8 protein-coding genes are annotated in these 19,414 nt (G+C 57.3%); all 8 read left to right on the forward strand.

Annotation, left to right across the window (positions count from 1 at the left end; translation table 11 throughout):
• Positions 1 to 121: 121 nt before the first annotated feature.
• The 8 genes from V9K67_RS00480 (at position 122) to V9K67_RS00515 (ending at position 19,412) form a co-directional block, all read left to right on the forward strand.
• Positions 122 to 4,963 carry a cellulose binding domain-containing protein gene (locus V9K67_RS00480; RefSeq protein ID WP_336719296.1) on the forward strand — a complete coding sequence of 1,614 codons (4,842 nt, stop codon included), beginning with the start codon at positions 122 to 124 and terminating at the stop codon, positions 4,961 to 4,963.
• Positions 4,964 to 5,162: 199 nt separating this feature from the next.
• Positions 5,163 to 7,745 carry a glycosyl hydrolase 115 family protein gene (locus V9K67_RS00485; protein ID WP_336719297.1) on the forward strand — a complete coding sequence of 861 codons (2,583 nt, stop codon included), beginning with the start codon at positions 5,163 to 5,165 and terminating at the stop codon, positions 7,743 to 7,745.
• Between the two features lie 66 nt (positions 7,746 to 7,811).
• Positions 7,812 to 10,274 (forward strand): glycoside hydrolase family 95 protein, encoded by a 2,463-nt coding sequence (locus tag V9K67_RS00490; RefSeq protein WP_336719298.1) that lies wholly within the window; start codon positions 7,812 to 7,814, stop codon positions 10,272 to 10,274.
• Between the two features lie 55 nt (positions 10,275 to 10,329).
• Positions 10,330 to 11,223 (forward strand): alpha/beta hydrolase, encoded by an 894-nt coding sequence (locus V9K67_RS00495; protein WP_336719300.1) that lies wholly within the window; start codon positions 10,330 to 10,332, stop codon positions 11,221 to 11,223.
• Positions 11,224 to 11,279: 56 nt separating this feature from the next.
• Positions 11,280 to 13,418 (forward strand): alpha-L-arabinofuranosidase C-terminal domain-containing protein, encoded by a 2,139-nt coding sequence (locus V9K67_RS00500; RefSeq protein ID WP_336719301.1) that lies wholly within the window; start codon positions 11,280 to 11,282, stop codon positions 13,416 to 13,418.
• A gap of 19 nt (positions 13,419 to 13,437) precedes the next feature.
• On the forward strand, positions 13,438 to 13,818 hold the full coding sequence (locus V9K67_RS00505; protein WP_336719302.1) for a helix-turn-helix transcriptional regulator: 381 nt from the start codon (positions 13,438 to 13,440) through the stop codon (positions 13,816 to 13,818).
• 595 nt (positions 13,819 to 14,413) lie between these two features.
• Positions 14,414 to 17,503, forward strand: a complete 3,090-nt coding sequence (locus V9K67_RS00510; RefSeq protein ID WP_336719303.1) for a SusC/RagA family TonB-linked outer membrane protein — start codon at positions 14,414 to 14,416, stop codon at positions 17,501 to 17,503.
• A 13-nt stretch (positions 17,504 to 17,516) separates the two neighbouring features.
• Positions 17,517 to 19,412 carry a RagB/SusD family nutrient uptake outer membrane protein gene (locus V9K67_RS00515; protein WP_336719304.1) on the forward strand — a complete coding sequence of 632 codons (1,896 nt, stop codon included), beginning with the start codon at positions 17,517 to 17,519 and terminating at the stop codon, positions 19,410 to 19,412.
• The last annotated feature ends 2 nt before the right edge of the window (positions 19,413 to 19,414 follow it).

Raw genomic sequence — 19,414 nt, forward strand, 5'->3', positions numbered from 1 at the left:
TCTTCCCTTCTTTTACCTGAATGTGCCATCCCTGCTGAAAACGCCGCTCTACTTTTATCCGCCCCCGGAGGAACCCGGGGGTGTTTTCCCCGCTTATTTTTTAACGAACAATTGCTCCATTATGAAAAGAATTTTATGCACGCCCCACGTGCTTAAAGCCCTGCTTTTGCTCCTTATAGCCGGCATTCAGTGTACGGTTTTCGGACAAGCAAGGGTGGCCTCTGTAAAAATTAATAAAAGTGTCGCCTTTCAAAAGATTACGGGTTTCGGCGCTTTTGTCAACAGTCCCCAGTTTGGCTATAACCACATGACCCCTGCCGAAATACAGCAGGTGTGGGGCGCCGGCAGTCAAGCCGGCTGCAACATCATGCGGATCTTTATTCCTACCGGGGAGTCCAACTGGGCCCAAACCATCCCTACGGCACAACAGGCAAAAAGCCTGGGGTTGAAAATCTTCGCCTCGCCCTGGTCGATGCCCACCGAGTGGAAAACGGTGAATATCATCGGCTCCCAGTACGATAGTTCGGGGATCAAGAAAGAGGTTTATCTAAAACCCGAACACTACGGCGATTATGCCCGGTACCTCAATAACTTTGTGCTGCTGCTCCGCGCCAACGGGGTGGAACTGGATGCCATTTCCCTGCAAAACGAACCCGATTACAAGGTGGATTATGCCGGGTGCGTCTGGACCACGTCCCAGATGACGAAGTTTTTAAGAGAGTTCTCCGATTCGATCACCTGCCCGGTGCTGGCGCCGGAAACCGTGGGCATGCCGGACAACTATGCCAATGCCCTTGGGGCTTCGGATGTGCTTCCGAAATTCAAAATATTCGGCGGCCACCAGTACGGTGGCATCGGCACGGCTATAAAAAACCTGCAGGCCAAAGGCAAGGAACTGTGGATGACCGAATTTTTGGTGAACTGGAATTCCGATGAAAATACCTCCCGGAATTTCGACTGGACGAAGGATGCGTTCTCCTTTGCCGGCAAGGTGAATGAAGCCCTCCTGGCCAACGTGAACGCCTGGATCCATTATGCCGCCAAACGCTTCTACGGCCTTATGGGCGACGGCCAGTTTGGAACCACCACCGGCGTCCTTACCAAGCGGGGGCGGATTTTTTCGCAGTTTGCCAAGTACCTTACCGGCTCCACGCGGGTACAGCACACTTTTAATGACAATAGCGGTGTACTGAACGGCTCGGCCTACCTGTCGGCCACAGGCGACAGTGTATACGTGGTGGTGCTGAACCCTTCGGCCAGCACGTACAGCCTGTCGGTGGACCTGCCCTTCCTTTCTGTTTCGGGAAAAACGGTCCGGACCACGGCCACCGAAGACCTGACGGCCACGGATCTTACGTTTGCGGAAACCACCCGGCCGGCAGTAGTCCTCAGCCCCTCCAGCGTTACGACGCTGGTATTCAAAAAGAGCGGTGATTTCACGCCCTCGCAGATGGTAAGCCAGGTGGTGAATTTCAAAAAGATAGAAACCCAGGCGCCCACCAGCGCGGCTTTCGGCACCGCTTACCAGTTAAGCGGTAAAACGGCTGTTTTCAGCGCGAACTCCCGGCTGATCAGTACCAATACCACCGCCGCCAATGGCTACCTGGCCCTCGATGGCGTTTACAACCGGCTGGTGTTCAGCGTGGATACCTTGACTTCTGCCGGCAGCTATACCTCCTCCGTTACAACGCTCAATTACATCAACGCCGCCGGCGCCGTTAAATCGTACAACTACGGCTCCATCGCCTTCAACCAGCGGACCAATTTCAACTGGGTGCTCGATATTTCGCCCAACGTGCTGACGGATACCTGTAAAGGAATTATCAGCCTGACCACCACGAATGCGGTTTCGATCCTCACCTTCAAACTGAAAAACGTATTTTTAGCCCTGGGCACGGAAAAGGAACTGAACCTTTCCGGTCCTTACAGCCCGTATGACGGCAACCTGCTGGACGGCTTTGCGGATACGGCCTACACTTCCTATAACTTTACCGGTGTAACCGGCATTCCTGCGGCGACAAACTGGTATGGTGCGGCCGTCAACAAGAATGCCGTTTTCTACACGGCTGCCGGAACCTTGAGTAATGGCATCAATGTCGTTTCCGGCACTGCCAGCACTCAGCTGCAGCTTAATGACCAGGGGGGCGACTTTTATCCTCCGGCAGGTTTTACGGCTATTGATGCCCGTTACCAGGGCACTTTAAATGGCTATAAAATGCTCACCCTGCCCTTTGCGGCCCGCATCCCTGCCGGTGTAAAGGCGTATACCCTGGTTTTCGCCGAGGGCCAGGTAAAAGGCACCCGCATCACCGGTGATACTTTGCCCGCCCATATGCCGGTCCTGGTATACGGGTCCGGCTCCTTTTCCTTTAGCGGAGCGGGGAATATCGTGCCCCAGCTCAACCCCCGGACAGATATCGCCACCGGCGTTTATATCCGTGTAAAGGTTCCGGTAAACAGCTATGCGCTGACCCTCACCAACGGCGTTCCGTCGTTTACCCGGGCAACCGCCGCGGTTCAGCCTTCGGTCTATTCGTTCGACGCTTACCTTTCCCCGGCCGCCACGGCTTCCTCTTTGAAGGTAGTATTGAACGATACGTCTACGGCGGCCCCGCCCATGCTCACCGTATCTGCCGCTTCGCCGGCCAACCTGGCTGCTGTTTCCGGGACCGGGTACGCTACGGTGGGTTCGTTTACCTTATCCGGTAGCGATCTGCCGCAAAATGTAGCGCTGGCGGCGCCCGCCCCTTTCGAGATCTCCCTGAGGGCCGATTCCGGCTATGCCGCTTCGCTTTCCCTGGTACCGTCGGGCGGAACGCTGGCGTCCACCACCATTTATGCACGGTTGGTTTCCGGCCAGGCGGTCGCTACCTACACGGGAGCCATTGCCATTACTTCTGCCGGCGCCGAAAGCAGGAGCGTGGCGCTCAGCGGAACCGTTTATGCACAAGCGGTGGTAACGGCTTCGGAAACAACGATAACCGGGTTGGGCTACAATACCTTCTCCACGGCAATGGCACCGGTAAAATCCTTCCAGGCAGGGGGCAGCCCGCTGGCAGGAGACGTTACCATTACGGCGCCGGCCCATTTCGAGGTTTCCCGTACCGCGAATAGCGGCTACGTCCCTTCACTTACCCTGGGCATGGCCAATGGAACGGTGGCAGCCACCACCCTCTATGTACGCCTGAAAGGGGGGCTGGCAGCAAACACCTATAGCGGGAATATCGTGGTAACCTCCGCCACCGCTGCCGACAAACTGGTGGCCTTGAACGGTGCGGTCATAGCCCGCAGGGCCTATGATTTTACCCAGGATGCTGCGGCCACCGCCGCCACAACGCCCCCTGCCACGGACATTACGGTGGCTTCGGGCAATAATGCCACTGCCGGCGTCATAAGTTATACCGACGCTGCCGGGAACACCGGCAACCGCTTCCGGGCCTATAGCGGAGGCAACCGCAACGCAACGGGCATTGTCGACCTGAACCTGTTCCCCTCCGATGCCGCGGATTATTCCGTGACCTGGAAGCAAAGCATCGGGTCCGTTACGGACTATAAAGTGGGCTGCTTATTAAGAGGCGGCGGCCCTGCAGGCACGGCCACCACGGGTTACGTGCAGGGGATGCTGAACGGCTATGTGTTCATCGTGTACAATGCCGGTGCTGCCCGCACCGAGTTCCGCATCTACCGATCTACCGCGGCCACTTCGCTCAACACGCTGGTGAATACCACCGTCGCCGGCTATGTGCCGGCCGTAGGCCAGTCCGTATGGTACCGGGCTTCCGCTACAGGTGCGTCGCCGGTAAGCCTGAAGCTGGAATACTCTGTCGACAGCATTACCTGGAACAATGGCGCCGTAGCCACGGATGCCTCCGCAGACCCCTTCACCACCGGGGCCACCCAGCTGGTATGGGGCCTGGGTTCTCCGGGCTATAATTTCTATATGGATGACATTACATACAAAAAAGTGCCGAAGGCCCAGGCGGTCACCTTTAAGGTCCTGGCGCCCAAAAGGGTAGGGGATGCTGCCATAACCCTGGAGGCTACGGCTTCCTCCGGCCTGCCCGTCCGCTATAGTTCTTCCGATACGGGAGTGGCCACCGTGGTGGATGGTACCCTTCACCTCGTGGGACAGGGCACCGCCACCATCACCGCCCTACAAAGCGGGAACGAGGATTATGCCCCCGCACAGGCCACGCAAACCCTGGCCGTGCTGCCCTGGAAGCTGCTGGTGCAGCACCTGGACGGTGATGGCGGCCAAACGGCCAACAACAACCTGCGTCCCTACCTGAAGGTGGTCAGCCAGGACAGCGTCCCGGTACTCCTGGGTGAGCTTACCGCCCGCTACTGGATGACTACCGAAAACGCCTCTTCGATTATTGCCAACATCGACTGGGCGAAGATGGGTGCTGCCAAGGTGAAGGCCCGCTATGTAGGCCTGGCGGCACCCCTGCAGGGCGCTACCGGCTACGTGGAATACAGCTTCGATACGGCCGCCGGCCTGCTGAAGGCAGGCGCCAACTCCGGTGAGATCTTTTCGAAAGTGTACCACAGCAACTGGAAGGCCCTCAACGAGCTCAATGACTATTCCTATGCCGCCCACAGCACCTTCACGGTCCATCCGAAGGTGACCCTGTACCGCAACGGCCAGCTGATCTGGGGCGTGGAACCCGCTGATGTGGGCGGCGCCTCCGTGGTGAAGAGCGCCCCCGGGGAAGAACAAGCGCAGGCAAGCGGCGTTTCGGTATATCCCAACCCGGTAAGCGACCACCTGGTGATCCGCAGCGGAAGCTTGCTGGCGGGAGCGACGGTTCAGGTGATCGATGCCAGGGGCGCGACGGTTGTTGCTGCCCGGTTGACCACTGCCCTGCAAACCCTGCCGGTTCGCCAACTGGCGCCGGGACTGTACCACGTAGTGGTGCGTAACGGCCTGGAGGTCACCACGGCAAGCATCGTGAAGCAATAGTTTGCCCGGGGTGCTCACTGAACAAGAAAGGAAGGGGTTGCTGCCCCTTCCTTTCTTTTTTACCCAAACGCGTCTCCGGGGCCGGCAGGCAGGGGAACATTACAAATGTCTCCTAGGTTTGTACAAATGACCCCTTCACCCTCGGCCGCACACGATACTTTTACCCTGGAATAAGCGGCCATAGATCATTATACGCCATATGAAAAAAACAATCCTGTTACTTTTTTTTCTGCCACAGCTGCTGTGGGCCCAGGTTACCGTCGTCAAACAACCCACCGCCGTAAAGGGGGGCTTCCCGCTGGCAACGAAAAGCAGCCTCGCCCAAATCTGCGTAGATCCGGATGATTTTGAAGCGGTGAAAAAATCGGCCGCACTTTTCGCCGCCGATATGGAGCGGGTCACCGGGCGGTTGCCAGAAGTTGTTGCTTCGACCACCGCGCCGGGCCGGAATGTCGTCATCATCGGCACCCTGGGCGAAAGCCATTTGATTGACCAGCTGGTGGCGGCAAAAAAGCTGACGGCCGACTCCCTAAAGGGTCAATGGGAGCGGTACCTGGTTCAAACGATCGACAAGCCCTTCCCGCATATCGACAAGGCATTGGTAATCGCCGGCAGCGACCGGAGGGGAACGGCCTATGGGGTGTTCTCCCTTTCCGAAGCCATCGGCGTTTCGCCCTGGTACTGGTGGGCCGATGTGCCGGTGAAAAAAAGCGCTACGCTGTTTCTGCCGCCGGTGGCCTGGCTTTCCCGGCCCCCGGACGTAAAATACCGCGGCATCTTTCTCAACGATGAAGACTGGGGCCTGCTGCCCTGGGCGGCAAAGAATTACGAGCAAACCCTCGGCGATATCGGCCCCGGAACCTATGAGCGGATCTGCGAGCTGTTGCTCCGGCTCAAAGGGAACATGCTGGCGCCGGCCATGCACAGCGCCACGGGCGCCTTTTATTCCCACCCCCACAGCAAGGCCGTGGCCGACGCGTACGGCATTATGATCACCACCTCCCACTGCGAGCCGCTGTTGTTCAATAATGCCGCGAAATCGGAATGGGATAACCAACGCGACGGCGAATGGAACTATGCCACCAACAAGGAGGTGATCCTGAAAAAGCTGGACGACCGGGTACGCGAAGCTGCGCCCTACGAAAACCTGTATACCGTGGGCATGCGCGGCCTGCACGACGAAGGCATGCGGGGAAACCTGTCCAAATCGGAACAGGTGCAAATTTTAGCCCGGGTGATCTCCGACCAGCGGGACATTCTTCAAAAATACCTGCAAAAGCCCCCCACCGACATCGCCCAGGTCTTCGTTCCGTACAAGGAGACGCTGGACCTGTACGAGCGCGGGCTGCAGGTTCCGGACGACGTGACCCTGGTGTGGCCCGACGACAACTACGGCTACATCAAGCGCCTGAGCAACCCGCAGGAACAAAAGCGTAGCGGCGGTTCGGGGGTTTATTACCATACTTCCTACCTGGGCGCCCCGCATGATTATTTGTGGCTGTGCACGACGCCCCCGGTATTGATGTACGAGGAGCTGAAAAAAGCTTATAACACCGGGGCGAACCGCTACTGGCTGCTGAATGTGGGCGACATCAAGCCGGCGGAAATGGGCATCCAGACCTTTTTTGATCTGGCCTGGAACGTGGAGGGCTTCGACTTCCAAAAGATCAACCGGCACCAAGGCCGGTTCCTGGGGAGCATCTTCGGAAGGAGCTATGAACAGACATTCCAGGATATTTTGGATACCTACTACCGCCTGGCCTGGAGCCGCAAGCCCGAATTCATGGGCTGGGAGCGCGAATGGGATGCCCCGGAATTCAGGGAACTGGCACCGACCCGGTTTTCCTTCCGGCACTACAATGACGCCCAGCAGCGGCTGGCCGACTACCGGCGCATTGCCCTCCTGGCGGAAGGGATTTTCAAAAAACTGCCCGAACAGCAGCGGCCGGCATTTTTCGAGCTGCTGGGCTACCCGGTCATCGGCTCCTTCGAGATGAACCGGAAGTTTCTCATGGCCCAGCTCAACGGCGAGCAGGTGCGCGACGGCAATCTTGCCGTCGCCAACTGGGCCGCCGGCCAGGCAAAAGCCGCCTACGAGCGCATCGACAGCCTCACCCAGGTGTACAACGCGTTGCTCGGGGGCAAATGGAAGGGCATGATGAAGCTGGCGCCGGGCTGGGTGGCCAAATACCAGCATATGCCCGCGGTCGTTTATACCGAAGGGGCCGGCGAAAAGCCGGCGGACCTGGCCCCCGAAAGGGAAAAGCGCCGGCTGGAGGGATGCACCGTGCTGAACCTGCGGCACTTCAAAAACAAAGTGGCGGCGCAGGGCCATACGCTGCGCCTGGTGGAGGGCATCGGCTACGACGGCAACGTCCTCCAGCTGGGCGAGGCTACGGAAGCCACCGCGGATCCCGGCGATCTCCGGGGTTCCCGGTATGAATACGAATTTTCGGGCGTCACCGCCGATTCGGTCACCGTGCAGGTGTATACGGTGCCTTTCTTCCCCCTCTATGAAGGCCGGAGCACCCGGTTCGGGATTTCGGTGGACGGCCAGCCGGCCTTCGTGGCGAAAAATGACCCCAAGGAGTTTACCAAACCCTGGAAAGACCAGGTGCTCCAGAATGGCGCCGTCGCCCAGGCCCGGTTCCCGGTGAACAAGGCTGCTCAAAAGCATATGCTTGCGTTAACCTGCGGCGACCCGGGTGTCATGATCCAGCGGATCGTGATCGACTGGGGAGGGCTGCAGCCAACCTACACCGGGCCCTCGGTGACTCCCTGAACTATGCTTTTCGGCAGGTGCCACCATCCGGCTCCTTCCTCTTTTAAATCGTTTTGAAATCACGGCATGAAGCAATTCTTTTTGATCTTTTCGCTGCTGGCAGCGACCACGGGCTTTTCGCAAAAGGCCACGGACCTGAAACTCTGGTACAACCGGCCCGCCGGGAAAACATGGGAGGATGCCCTGCCCATCGGCAATGGCCGGCTGGGCGCTATGGTGTACGGAAACGTGGCCACCGAAGTCCTCCAGTTGAACGAGCATACCGTCTGGTCGGGCGGACCGAACCGCAACGACAATCCCGCCGCTTTGGCGGCCCTGCCCCAGATCCGGCAGCTGGTATGGGAAGGAAAGCATAAGGAAGCGGAGGGGCTGGCCAATAAAGCCATCATCAGCAAACAGTCGCACGGGCAGATCTTTGAACCGGTCGACAACCTGAACCTCGTTTTCGACGGGCAGGAAGGGTTTAGCGATTACCGCCGCGAGCTGGACATCGAACGGGCCGTGGCCACCACCTCTTATACCGTGGGCGGGGTGACCTATACCCGGGAGGCCTGGGCCTCTTTCCCCGACCGGGTGATCGTGTTGCGGCTGACGGCCAGCAAGCCCGGGAGCCTTTCGTTCCGGGGCTTCTTCGCCTCCCCGCAGCGAAAGGCGGTCCGCAAAACCGCCGGGACCGGCGAACTAACGGTAACTGGCACCACCAACGACCACGAAGGGGTGAAGGGCCGGGTGCAATTCAAAGGCATTGCCCGGGTGAAACTGGAGGGCGGCGGACTTTCTTCCACTGACACCGCCCTTGCGGTAAAGGGGGCCGACGCGGCCACGATCTATATTTCCATCGCTACCAATTTCAAGAATTACAACGACCTGGGGGGCGATGCCGCCAAAAGGGCTTCGGACTACCTGGATAAAGCCTATGCAAAGCCCTATGCCGCCCTGCTGCAGGCCCACGTGGCGGCCTACCAAAACTATTTCAACCGGGTACGGCTGGACCTGGGGACCACGGACGCCGCCCGCCTGCCCACCGACGAACGGCTGAAGGCCTTCCGGTCGACCACGGACCCGCAGCTGGTGACGCTGTACTACCAGTTCGGCCGCTATTTGCTGATCTCCGCTTCCCAGCCCGGCGGCCAGCCGGCCAACCTGCAGGGCATCTGGAACGATAAAATGCGGGCGCCCTGGGACAGCAAGTATACCATCAACATCAACGCCCAGATGAATTACTGGCCCGCGGAAAAGACGGCCCTGCCGGAGCTGCACGAGCCGTTCCTGCAAATGGTCAAAGAAATGTCGGTCACCGGGCAGCAAACCGCCCGGGACATGTACGGGGCCCGGGGATGGGTGGCCCACCACAATACCGATATCTGGCGGGCCACCGGCGCGGTGGACGGCGCCTTCTGGGGCAGCTGGAGCGGCGGCGGCGCCTGGAGCTGCCAGCACCTGTGGGAACACTACCTGTACAGTGGCGACAAGGCCTACCTCGCCTCCGTCTATCCCGTATTGAAAGGTGCCGCCACTTTTTATGTCGACTACCTGGTGGAGCATCCGCAAAAGCACTGGCTGGTGGTCAGCCCCGACCTGTCGCCGGAAAATGCGCCGAAAGGCCATGCCGGCGCCTCCATGGATGCGGGCACTACCATGACCAACCAGATCGTTTTCGACCTGTTCAGTACCACCATGCGGGCCGCCCGGACGCTGAAAAAGGATGCCGCCTTCGTGGACACGCTGCAGCGGCTGCGCAGCCGCCTGGCGCCCCTTCAGGTCGGGCAGCACGGCCAGCTGCAGGAGTGGCTGGAAGACCTGGACAACCCCACCGACAACCACCGCCATATATCGCATTTGTATGGCTTGTTCCCTGCCAGCCAGATCTCGCCCTACCGGACGCCCCAATTGTACAGTGCGGCGAAAGCCACCCTGCTGCAGCGGGGCGACGTCTCCACCGGCTGGAGCATGGGCTGGAAGGTCAACTGGTGGGCCCGGATGCTGGACGGCAACCATGCCTACCGGCTCATCCAGGCGCAACTGACCCCGGTGGGCACCAACGAAGGAGGCGGAGGCACCTACAACAACCTGTTCGATGCGCACCCGCCCTTCCAGATCGACGGTAATTTCGGCTGCACCTCGGGCATCACCGAAATGCTGCTGCAAAGCGCCGACGGTGCCCTGCACCTGCTGCCCGCCCTGCCCGATGTATGGAAAGAGCACGGAAGCGTGGGCGGACTTCGGGCACGCGGGGGCGTCGAGGTGGTCAACATGGAATGGAAGGAGGGAAAGCTGGTGCAGGTACAGCTCCGCTCCACCCTGGGCGGCAACCTGCGCCTGCGGGTGCCCCATGCGCTGAAGGAGCGCAACGGCCGCGCATTGAAACGGGCCGCCGGCAAAAACACCAACCCGTTTTTCGAAGTGGACGAAACGCCGGCGCCCCTGGTTTCGCCCCGGGCAACGGTGGCGCCCCCGGCACTCAACGCCACCCTGCTGTACGATCTGCCCCTGGAAAAGGGAAAATTATATACCCTGGTCGCCGGCTAGCCGGTGGGCAACAGGAGTTTTCTAAAAAGAAAAAAAGGAACACAATAAAAACAATATGAAACCATTCGCATGCATCCTCACCGCCCTGGTACTGTTGGGCCATCAGAGTTTTTCACAGGACATTATTCCACCGGCCCGGCAGGGATTCGACCTGGAGCGGTCCGGCATTTCGCACGGCCGGGTGGATACTATTACCTACTCCTCCGCAACGGTGGGAGGAGACCGAAAAGCAGTTGTGTATACACCCCCGGGTTTTGCCAGGACAAAAAAGTACCCGGTATTATACCTGTTGCATGGCATTGGCGGGGATGAAAAGGAGTGGCTGAGCGGCGGCAAACCGCAGGTGATCCTCGATAACCTGTATGCCGAAGGAAAGCTGCGGCCCATGATCGTGGTCATGCCCAACGGCAGGGCCATGAAGGATGACCGGCCCACCGGCAATATCTTCGACAGCGTCAAGGTGCGGGCATTTGCCACCTTTGAACAGGACCTGCTCCAGGACCTGGTTCCCTTTATTGAAAAAGCCTACCCCGTTCTGGCCGACCGGGAACACCGCGCCATAGCCGGTTTATCGATGGGGGGCGGGCAGTCGCTCAATTTCGGCCTGGGCAACCTGGACCGCTTTGCCTGGGTGGGCGGTTTTTCTTCCGCTCCCAATACCAAAAACCCGGAGCTGCTGGTGCCCCGGCCGGAGGAGGCCCGGAAGCAACTGAAGCTGCTGTGGATCTCCTGCGGTGCCAGCGACGGCCTGTTGCGGATCAGCAAAAGAACCCATGATTACCTGTCGGAAAACAGGGTGCCCCACATTTATTACATCGAACCGGGCGTACATGATTTTAAAGTCTGGAAAAATGGTTTGTATATGTTTTCCCAACTGCTTTTTAAACCGGTAGATACCGCTGCCTTTTCGCATTATCCTGTGGCAGCCGCTCCCGGCAATGACCGTTAAAAGAATCAACAGATCACAGGAGGATCACCCTCATTATTTACTACTTTAAGGAATTTATGAAAAAGGAAATCGTTCGAAAAAGTTTGTTGGGGATGGGTTTTTGCCTGGCGGCACTGGGAGGCACCCTTACCAGGGCCCATGCGCAAACGCCGAAGCTGACACTGGATTTTACCAAACCCGGTGCTGCCGTCAGCCCGATGCTGTATGGATTGATGACGGAGGAAATCAACCATTCGTACGACGGCGGCTTGTACGCGGAATTAATCCGGAACCGGATCTTTAAAGACAATCCCTCCAAGCCGGAAGCCTGGAGCCTGGTAAATGAAGACACGGTGCAGTCAAAAGCGGCCATTAAGCTGGTCGCTCCCACCCAGGAGAATATTCCATTCGACGAACGGCGGCATGCCATCAACGGGGCGCTGACCACCTGCCTGCGGCTGACCGTGGAAAAGGCCGGCGGATGGGTAGGGATCGCCAACGAAGGTTATTGGGGCATACCGGTAAAGCCCTCCACTGCGTACAAGGCCTCTTTCTACCTGAAAGGCGGCGGCAGCATCCAGCCGCCGCGCCGCCCCGGCGGGCAGCAGGCCACCCAGCCCCCAGCACCGGTCATTGACGACCATACGGCGGGCCCGTTAACCGTAACCCTGGAAAGCAGCGACGGCAAAACGGTGTATGCCTCCGGCACCGTGAACCTGGAAAAGAGCTCTTTCTGGAAGAAATATGAGCTGACCCTGACCACGGCGGCCACTGTGCCCCCCACCGCCGATGCCCGCTTCGTGATCTCCACCAACCGTACGGGGCTTTATTATTTCAACCTGGTTTCCCTGTTCCCGCCCACCTATAAGGACCGGCCCAACGGCAACCGTCCGGACCTGATGAAGATGATGGTGGACATGAAGCCGAAGTTTTTGCGGTTCCCGGGCGGCAACTTCCTGGAAGGCCCCTTGCTGACCGATGCCTTTCCGTGGAAACAAACACTGGGACCGGTCGACAACCGGCCGGGACACCGGGGTTCGTGGGGCTACCGTCCTACGGATGGAATGGGATTGCTGGAATTTTTACTGTGGTGCGAGGATATCGGCGCGGAGCCCGTACTGGGCGTGTATGCCGGTTATTCCCTGAACGGCGACCACATCGATGCAGGCCCGCTCTTAAAGCCTTATGTAGAAGATGCGCTGGATGAAATTGAATACGTGATGGGCGATGTAAACACGTATTGGGGCGCCAAACGTGCCGCGGACGGCCACCCCGCGCCGTTTAAAATGACCTACGTGGAAATTGGCAACGAAGACTGGTTCGACAGAACGGGCAGCTATGACGGCCGTTTCCGCCAGTTCCGGGAAGCCATTGAAAAAAAGTATCCCCGGCTGGTATGCGTCTCCTCCATAGCCGACGCCCAATACCCGAACCTGAAAGTGACTTCGGGTAAAAAGCCGGCCGTACTCGACGAGCATTATTACCGCAACGCCTGGGACATGTATGAAAACGCCGCCCAGTACGATACCTACGACCGCAAGGGTCCGAAGATCTTTGTGGGCGAATGGGCCACCCGGGAAGGGGTGCCCACGACCAACCTGAATGCGGCCCTGGGCGATGCCGCCTGGATGACGGGCATGGAGCGCAATTCGGACCACGTGATCATGTCCTGTTATGCGCCCCTGTTCGTAAACGTGAACACCGCCACCGCCACGGCGCCCAAGGCCTGGCAATGGGATTCCGACCTGATCGGCTATAATGCCCTGTCCAGCTATGGCTCGCCCTCTTATTACGTACAGGCCCTGTTCAGCCAGTTTCTGGGCAATAAGATCGTACCGGTGACGGCGGAAAACATACCGACCCAAAACCGGCCGCTGAGCCGCAGGGACAGTGCCGAGAACCGGGCGCCCAAGGCGGTTCCGACCGTATTTTATTCCGCTACGAAAGATGCGAAAACGGGCACGGTCTATTTGAAGGTGGTCAATACAACCGGCAAACAGCAGCCGGTAGAGATCAACTTAAAAGGAGCGGCCAAGGTAGCACCGGACGCCACCATGGTGGTGATCAAGGGCGATAAGCCGGAAGATACCAACAGCATCACCGACCCGGTAAAGATCGTGCCGGCTACTTCCAAAATAAAGGGCGTTGCACCGGTATTTACCCGGATGCTGGATGCTTATTCCGTCACCATTTTGCAACTGCAAGCCGGCAAATAAAAATCAACTTCATTTGAGCATGAATGGTACGCTGAACAGGCATTCCTTGCACCCGCATGCGGAGGGTGCCTTCCGGGCAAAGCTGGCGGAAGCCATAGATGCCCACCTGGAAGATCCCGAACTGGATGTGGAGAAACTGGCCAGGAGCCTGTACATGAGCCGGGCGGTTTTGTACCGGAAAATAAAGACCATATCGAACCTGCCGCCGAAGAAGCTCATTCATGTTATCCGGCTGCAGCGGGCGGCTTCCCTGCTGGAAGAAGGAACCTGCAGGATCAGTGAAATAGCCTACAGGGTAGGGTATAGCTCGCATACGGTCTTCGGCAAGAATTTCCTGAAACAATTCGGAAAAACGCCCCTGGCCTACCAGGGCAGGCTGAAGTCGGAAAAGAATAGCTAACCGCCAGGCGGACGAGAATGATGTAGATGGGTTGCTCCTAAGGGGCAGCCCATTTTTTTTGCCCTTTGGTATCTATAAAATCCTGGTATCTGTTCAGCCCTGCGTAAAACCTCTCCCCCGCCACGCCCCCGGCGTGGCGGGGGAGAGGTTTTACGCAGGGCTGAACAGAAAATTTCAGTTTGCCATTCATGATACGCTACTACCAGGCTTCCTCTTTCCCTGTTAAGCGATACATTTTTGATAGTATCCGGGACAAATTTGCCCGCTTTCCAGCAGCCTTTCTTCGAATTTTAACACCTCCGGTAACGATTAGCCTTGCCATTCCAGCCTGCTGGTTTGGTGAACCATATTATCATTTAATAAGTAACCAAACGACATGATCAGAATTCCCCGACAAACGGCCTTAAGCAGGCTACACTGCAGATGGATCCCCATTATTTCCTTCCTGATTTTTTGCTTCAAGTCAAGCTTTGATCCGTAGAAAAACAACGAAAGCACGCTTGCTGCTTCCTTATGCTGTCACTACTAATTATCTCCATTAAAATGACTCCTAATGTTACTTGCTATTAAATTATGGAAATGTATTTTTTTATCGATGGTCGTGCTTGCCGCAACGGCTGTCACCTCGCCACTTTCGGCGCAAAATGCACGGATCGTACAAGGGGTGGTGCTCAATAGTGAGGCCAACCCGGTGGTGGGATCTACCGTCCAGGTCAAGCAGACCACGGTCAATACGGTAACGGATCATGAGGGTAAGTTTTCCTTGTCCGTGCCTGCGGGGAAAAAGGTGCTGGTGATCAGTTATATTGGAAAGATCACACAGGAAGTGATCCTTACGGATCAGAAAAGTATCGCGATTACCTTAAAAGACAGCACCGCTGAATTAGATGCCGTGGTGGTGGTGGGTTATGGCAAGCAAAAGAAACAAAGTGTGGTGGGCGCCATCTCGCAGACTTCCGGCAAAGTGCTGGAACAAACCGGCGGCGTCACCAACCTGGGCATGGCCCTGACCGGCAACCTGCCCGGCCTGGTAACCACCTCCTCCACCGGTATGCCGGGCGGTGAGGACCCCCAGGTGCTCATACGGGCCCAAACTTCCTGGAACAACAGTGCCCCGCTCATCCTCGTGGACGGCGTCGAGCGCCCCGGTGCCCTGAACACCATCGACATGACTTCGGTGGAAAGCGTTTCCATTTTGAAAGATGCCTCTGCCACGGCCGTTTTCGGCGTAAAAGGCGCCAACGGGGTCATCCTGATTACGACCAAGAAAGGGGTGGCCGGAAAACCCAGCATCCGCATCCGGTCCAATATGACCACGAAGGTCGCCTCCAGGCTGCCCGAAAAATACGATGCGTATGATGCCCTTACCCTCAAGAATACGGTAATTGAGCGGGAACTGATGGCGGCACCTGCCGGCTGGGCCGCTTATAAGGCCCAGGATATTATTAATAAATACCGCAATCCTGCCAATAGCGAGGAATGGGACCGGTATCCCAACGTGGACTGGGAAAAGGAATTGTTCAAGAGCAGCGCCCGGTCGTACAATACGAGTGCGAATGTATCGGGCGGGTCCAAATTCGTCACGTATTTCGCGGCGGTGGACCTGGTGTATGAAGGGGATCTGTTCAAAACCTTTCAGAATGGAAGGGGGTACGAGTCGGGTTATGGATACACCCGTACCAATGTACGCAGCAACCTGGATTTCAACCTTACCAAAACCACCAAGTTCACCACGAGGCTGTTTGGCTCCAACGGGGTGCGTAAAGGACCCTGGGGAGGGCTGGATGGTGATGGCGCTTACTGGGCTTCCGCCTACCGCAGCTCCCCGGAGGCGATGCGCCCCATATACTCGGATGGAACCTGGGGGTATTTTGCGCCCCGGAACGCAGATGTGCCGAACTCCGTTTACAGCCTGGCCGTTTCGGGCATAGAGAAAAGAACGAACACCCAGCTGACCACGGATTTTGTGCTGCAGCAGGACCTGGACCAGTTATTAAAGGGGCTGGATTTCCGGGGCAGCCTTTCGCTGGATAATAGCTTCCGGGAAAACGGGCGGGGCATCAATGACCAGTTCAATGGCCCGCAACGCAAGTGGATCGACCCGGAAACAGGGAACGTCATCTATGAAACCCCGGTGAATACAGGGACGCAGCTGGATTATTACGACCCGGTGCGCTGGGCCAACCAGGCCGGGTCCGTGGACCGCGGCGCCACCTACCGCCGCTCGAACTACATGCTGCAGTTGAACTATGCCCGCCGGTTCGGCAAGCACGACGTGTCCGCGCTGGGACTGCTGCAGCGGGAAAAGTTCGCCTCCGGCAGTGAGTTTTTCCACTTCCGGGAAGACTGGGTTTTTCGCGCCACCTACAACTATGATACAAGGTATTTTGTCGAAGTCAACGGTGCCTACAACGGTTCGGAAAAATTCGGCCCCGACTACCGCTTCGCCTTCTTTCCTTCCTTTTCGGGCGGGTGGACGATCAGCAACGAAAAATTCATGAGGCCCCTTCCTTTCATCAATTTATTAAAGGTGCGCGGCTCCTGGGGCAGGGTAGGCGATGACAATGTTAGCGGTCGCTGGCTCTACCGCGACCAATGGGTCTTTGGCGAAAATGCACAAATGGGCAGCCCGATCGCCAATACGCCCTATACCTTTTACCGGATCAGCCAGCTGGGTAATCCGAACATTTCCTGGGAGTCGGTGGTCAAACGCAACCTGGGTGTTGATTATTCTTTCCTGAACGGAAAAATTGCAGGGAGCGTGGATGTATTCGGCGACGAAAGAAGCGATATCATCATTGATGGCGGCGCCCGTGCCATTCCCACCTATTTTGGTGTGGCGGCGCCCAAGGCCAACCTCGGGAAGGTAAAAGGCAAGGGCTATGAAATGGAACTGAGGCTCAACCATACGTTCGGCAAAGGACTCCACGTTTGGGCCAACACCAATATGACCCATGCGGAAAATAAAACCGTCTTCCGTGATGATCCCGAGCTGCTGCCCGAATACCAGAAGAATGCCGGCCAGGTGCTGGGACAGACCCGCTCTTATTTGAATTACGGTTACCTCCAAAGCTGGGATGACCTGTATGGCAGTACCCAGCGCACCACCAACAACCAGAATAAGTTGCCCGGCGACTACAACATTATCGATTTTAACGGTGACGGCATCATCGACCAGTATGACCGGGCTCCCTTCGAATACAGCGGCTCCCCGCAGAATTCCTACAACGCCACGGTGGGGATGGACTGGAAAGGACTGAGCGTATTTGTGCAGTTCTATGGGGTCAATAACGTAACCCGTGAAGTGGCCTTTCCCACGTTTAACACCTATTCCGGTTCCAATGTGGCGTTTGTGGAAGGCGCCTACTGGACGAAGGAAAATGGCGGCGGCGACGTACCGCTGCCCCGCTGGTCTTCCCTGAATGCCGCCGGCGGCGACGGAACCCGTTACCTGTATGATGGCTCCTACCTGCGTCTGAAGAATGCGGAAGTCGGGTATGCGATCCCTGCGAAGCGCATCAACAAACTGGGTATGAAATCCTGCCGGGTGTACGTAAACGGAAACAACCTGCTGCTGTGGACCAAAATGCCGGATGACCGGGAATCGAACTTCTCCGGCGGCTCCGGCGGCGGTGCCTACCCCACGGTAAGACGTTACAATTTAGGTATCGACATCACCTTATAAATTTCCTGTAACCATGAGAAAATATATACAATCAATCGTCATCCCCTTCGCGATGGCGTTGGGCCTCACCCTGGTGCTCGGCTCCTGCAACAAGTACCTGGACAAGTCGCCGCTTACCGATATCAATGAAACCGAATCGTTCAAGAATTTCCGGAACTTCCAGGGTTTTACCGAGGAATTATACAGCAGCCTGCCGTTGCTGACCGCTGTGGGCTCGCATAACAACTGGAATTTCGGTGATGATGAAATGTGGGAGCCTACCGAAACCCGTTTGATGGCTTATAACATCGACCTGGGCGATTATTGGGGATGGAACAGTGCCATCTTCGGCTCCTGGTTCAAAAACGGCGGCAGCCCCTCCAATCAGAATAATGCCAATAAAGGCAACCTCTGGGGACTGTCCTGGTATGCCATCCGCAAGGCCAACATCGGCATCGCCAACCTCGATTTACTGACCGAAGCCACCGAAGAGGAAAAGAACCTGATCGCCGGCCAGTTGTATTTTTTCCGGGGCTGGTATCATTTCATGCTGATGCAGTATTGGGGCGGGCTTCCTTATATCGATACGGTATTGCCCACCGACCAGACGCCCAAACTTCCGAGGTTAAATTACCAGGCAACGGCAGATAAAGTGTCGGCGGATTTACAAAAGGCCGCAGACCTGCTCCCGGTAAACTGGGATGAGACCACCGCAGGGGCGCAGACAAGGGGAAACAACAATTTCCGCATCAATAAGATCATGGCGCTTGCCTACCTGGGCAAGAACCTGCTCTTCGCCGGCAGCCCGTTGATGAACCGGGAATCCACCGGTAGCAGCGCCTACCAGGCGGATTATTGCAAAAAAGCCGCGGATGTATTGGCGCAGGGCCTGCAGCTTACGGAAGCTACCGGACGCTACAAGCTGGCGGATTTTTCCCAATATACCCAGCTCTTCTACACATGGAACCAGAATGGTAAAATTCCCGGCCTGGAAGAAGCCATTTTTGTCGAAAACCTGGCGGGCGCCACCGGGCGCTTTCGCTGGAACCAGATCAATGATTACCGCCCGATGACCATCAACGGTTCCGGCATCAAGGTGTATCCCACCGCCAACTACGTGGATTATTATGGAATGGCCAACGGCCTCCCCATCACGGACCCGGAAAAGGCCGACCCGGTATCCGGTTATGATCCCCAGTACCCCTGGAAAAACAGGGACCCCCGCTTTTACCATGATATCATGTTCGACGGCGAAAAGGCGGTGAATGATGCCTCCCGGGTGGGGAACAATCCCCTCCGGCAGTATGCCAGCCTGTTTACCGGTGGCCTGTACCGGACGGATAATCCTACCAAAGCCGTGTTTACCGGGTACATGATGTCCAAGTTCGCGTCCAAGCTGGTGAACGACTGGGATGGGTACCGCGATAACAATACCGTCGTATTGAGCCTGATGCGTTTGTCGGATGTGTACCTGTTGTATGCGGAGGCGGCATCGGAAGGCTATAATGCGCCCACGGGCAAGGCACCCGCCTATGGGAAAACGGCCGTGGAGGCGGTGAATTTCGTACGGAACAGGCCCGGATTGGGCGTGGGTCCTGTAGCCGACCGGTTCCTGGCCTCGCAGGAGGCGTTCCGGAATGAATACAGGAGGGAGCGTGCCGTGGAGCTCGCTTTTGAAGGCCACCGTTTTGTGGACCTGCGGCGCTGGCTGCTGTTAACCGAGCGGCCCTACACGCTGAAAAAGGCCATTGAATTCGACCGGGACAGTCCGAACAATGACATCTATGCGAACCCCAGGAACGCACGTGTGAAGAATTTCCGGGAACGGGTGCTGTTTGAACGGCAGTTGGGGCAACGTCATTACTGGTTCCCCTTTCTTGCCAGCGATGTCAACATGTACCTGGATTTTAAGCAGAACCCCGGTTGGTAACT

It is taken from the genome of Huijunlia imazamoxiresistens, assembly GCF_037132455.1.
Taxonomy (GTDB): Bacteria; Bacteroidota; Bacteroidia; order Chitinophagales; family Chitinophagaceae; genus Flavisolibacter; species Flavisolibacter imazamoxiresistens.

Coding starts and splice junctions, on each gene's coding strand:
- V9K67_RS00505 (WP_336719302.1), top strand. CDS start 13,438: ATGAATGGTACGCTGAACAGGCATTCCTTGCACCCGCATGCGGAGGGT.
- V9K67_RS00515 (WP_336719304.1), top strand. CDS start 17,517: ATGAGAAAATATATACAATCAATCGTCATCCCCTTCGCGATGGCGTTG.
- V9K67_RS00490 (WP_336719298.1), top strand. CDS start 7,812: ATGAAGCAATTCTTTTTGATCTTTTCGCTGCTGGCAGCGACCACGGGC.
- V9K67_RS00510 (WP_336719303.1), top strand. CDS start 14,414: ATGGTCGTGCTTGCCGCAACGGCTGTCACCTCGCCACTTTCGGCGCAA.
- V9K67_RS00485 (WP_336719297.1), top strand. CDS start 5,163: ATGAAAAAAACAATCCTGTTACTTTTTTTTCTGCCACAGCTGCTGTGG.
- V9K67_RS00500 (WP_336719301.1), top strand. CDS start 11,280: ATGAAAAAGGAAATCGTTCGAAAAAGTTTGTTGGGGATGGGTTTTTGC.
- V9K67_RS00480 (WP_336719296.1), top strand. CDS start 122: ATGAAAAGAATTTTATGCACGCCCCACGTGCTTAAAGCCCTGCTTTTG.
- V9K67_RS00495 (WP_336719300.1), top strand. CDS start 10,330: ATGAAACCATTCGCATGCATCCTCACCGCCCTGGTACTGTTGGGCCAT.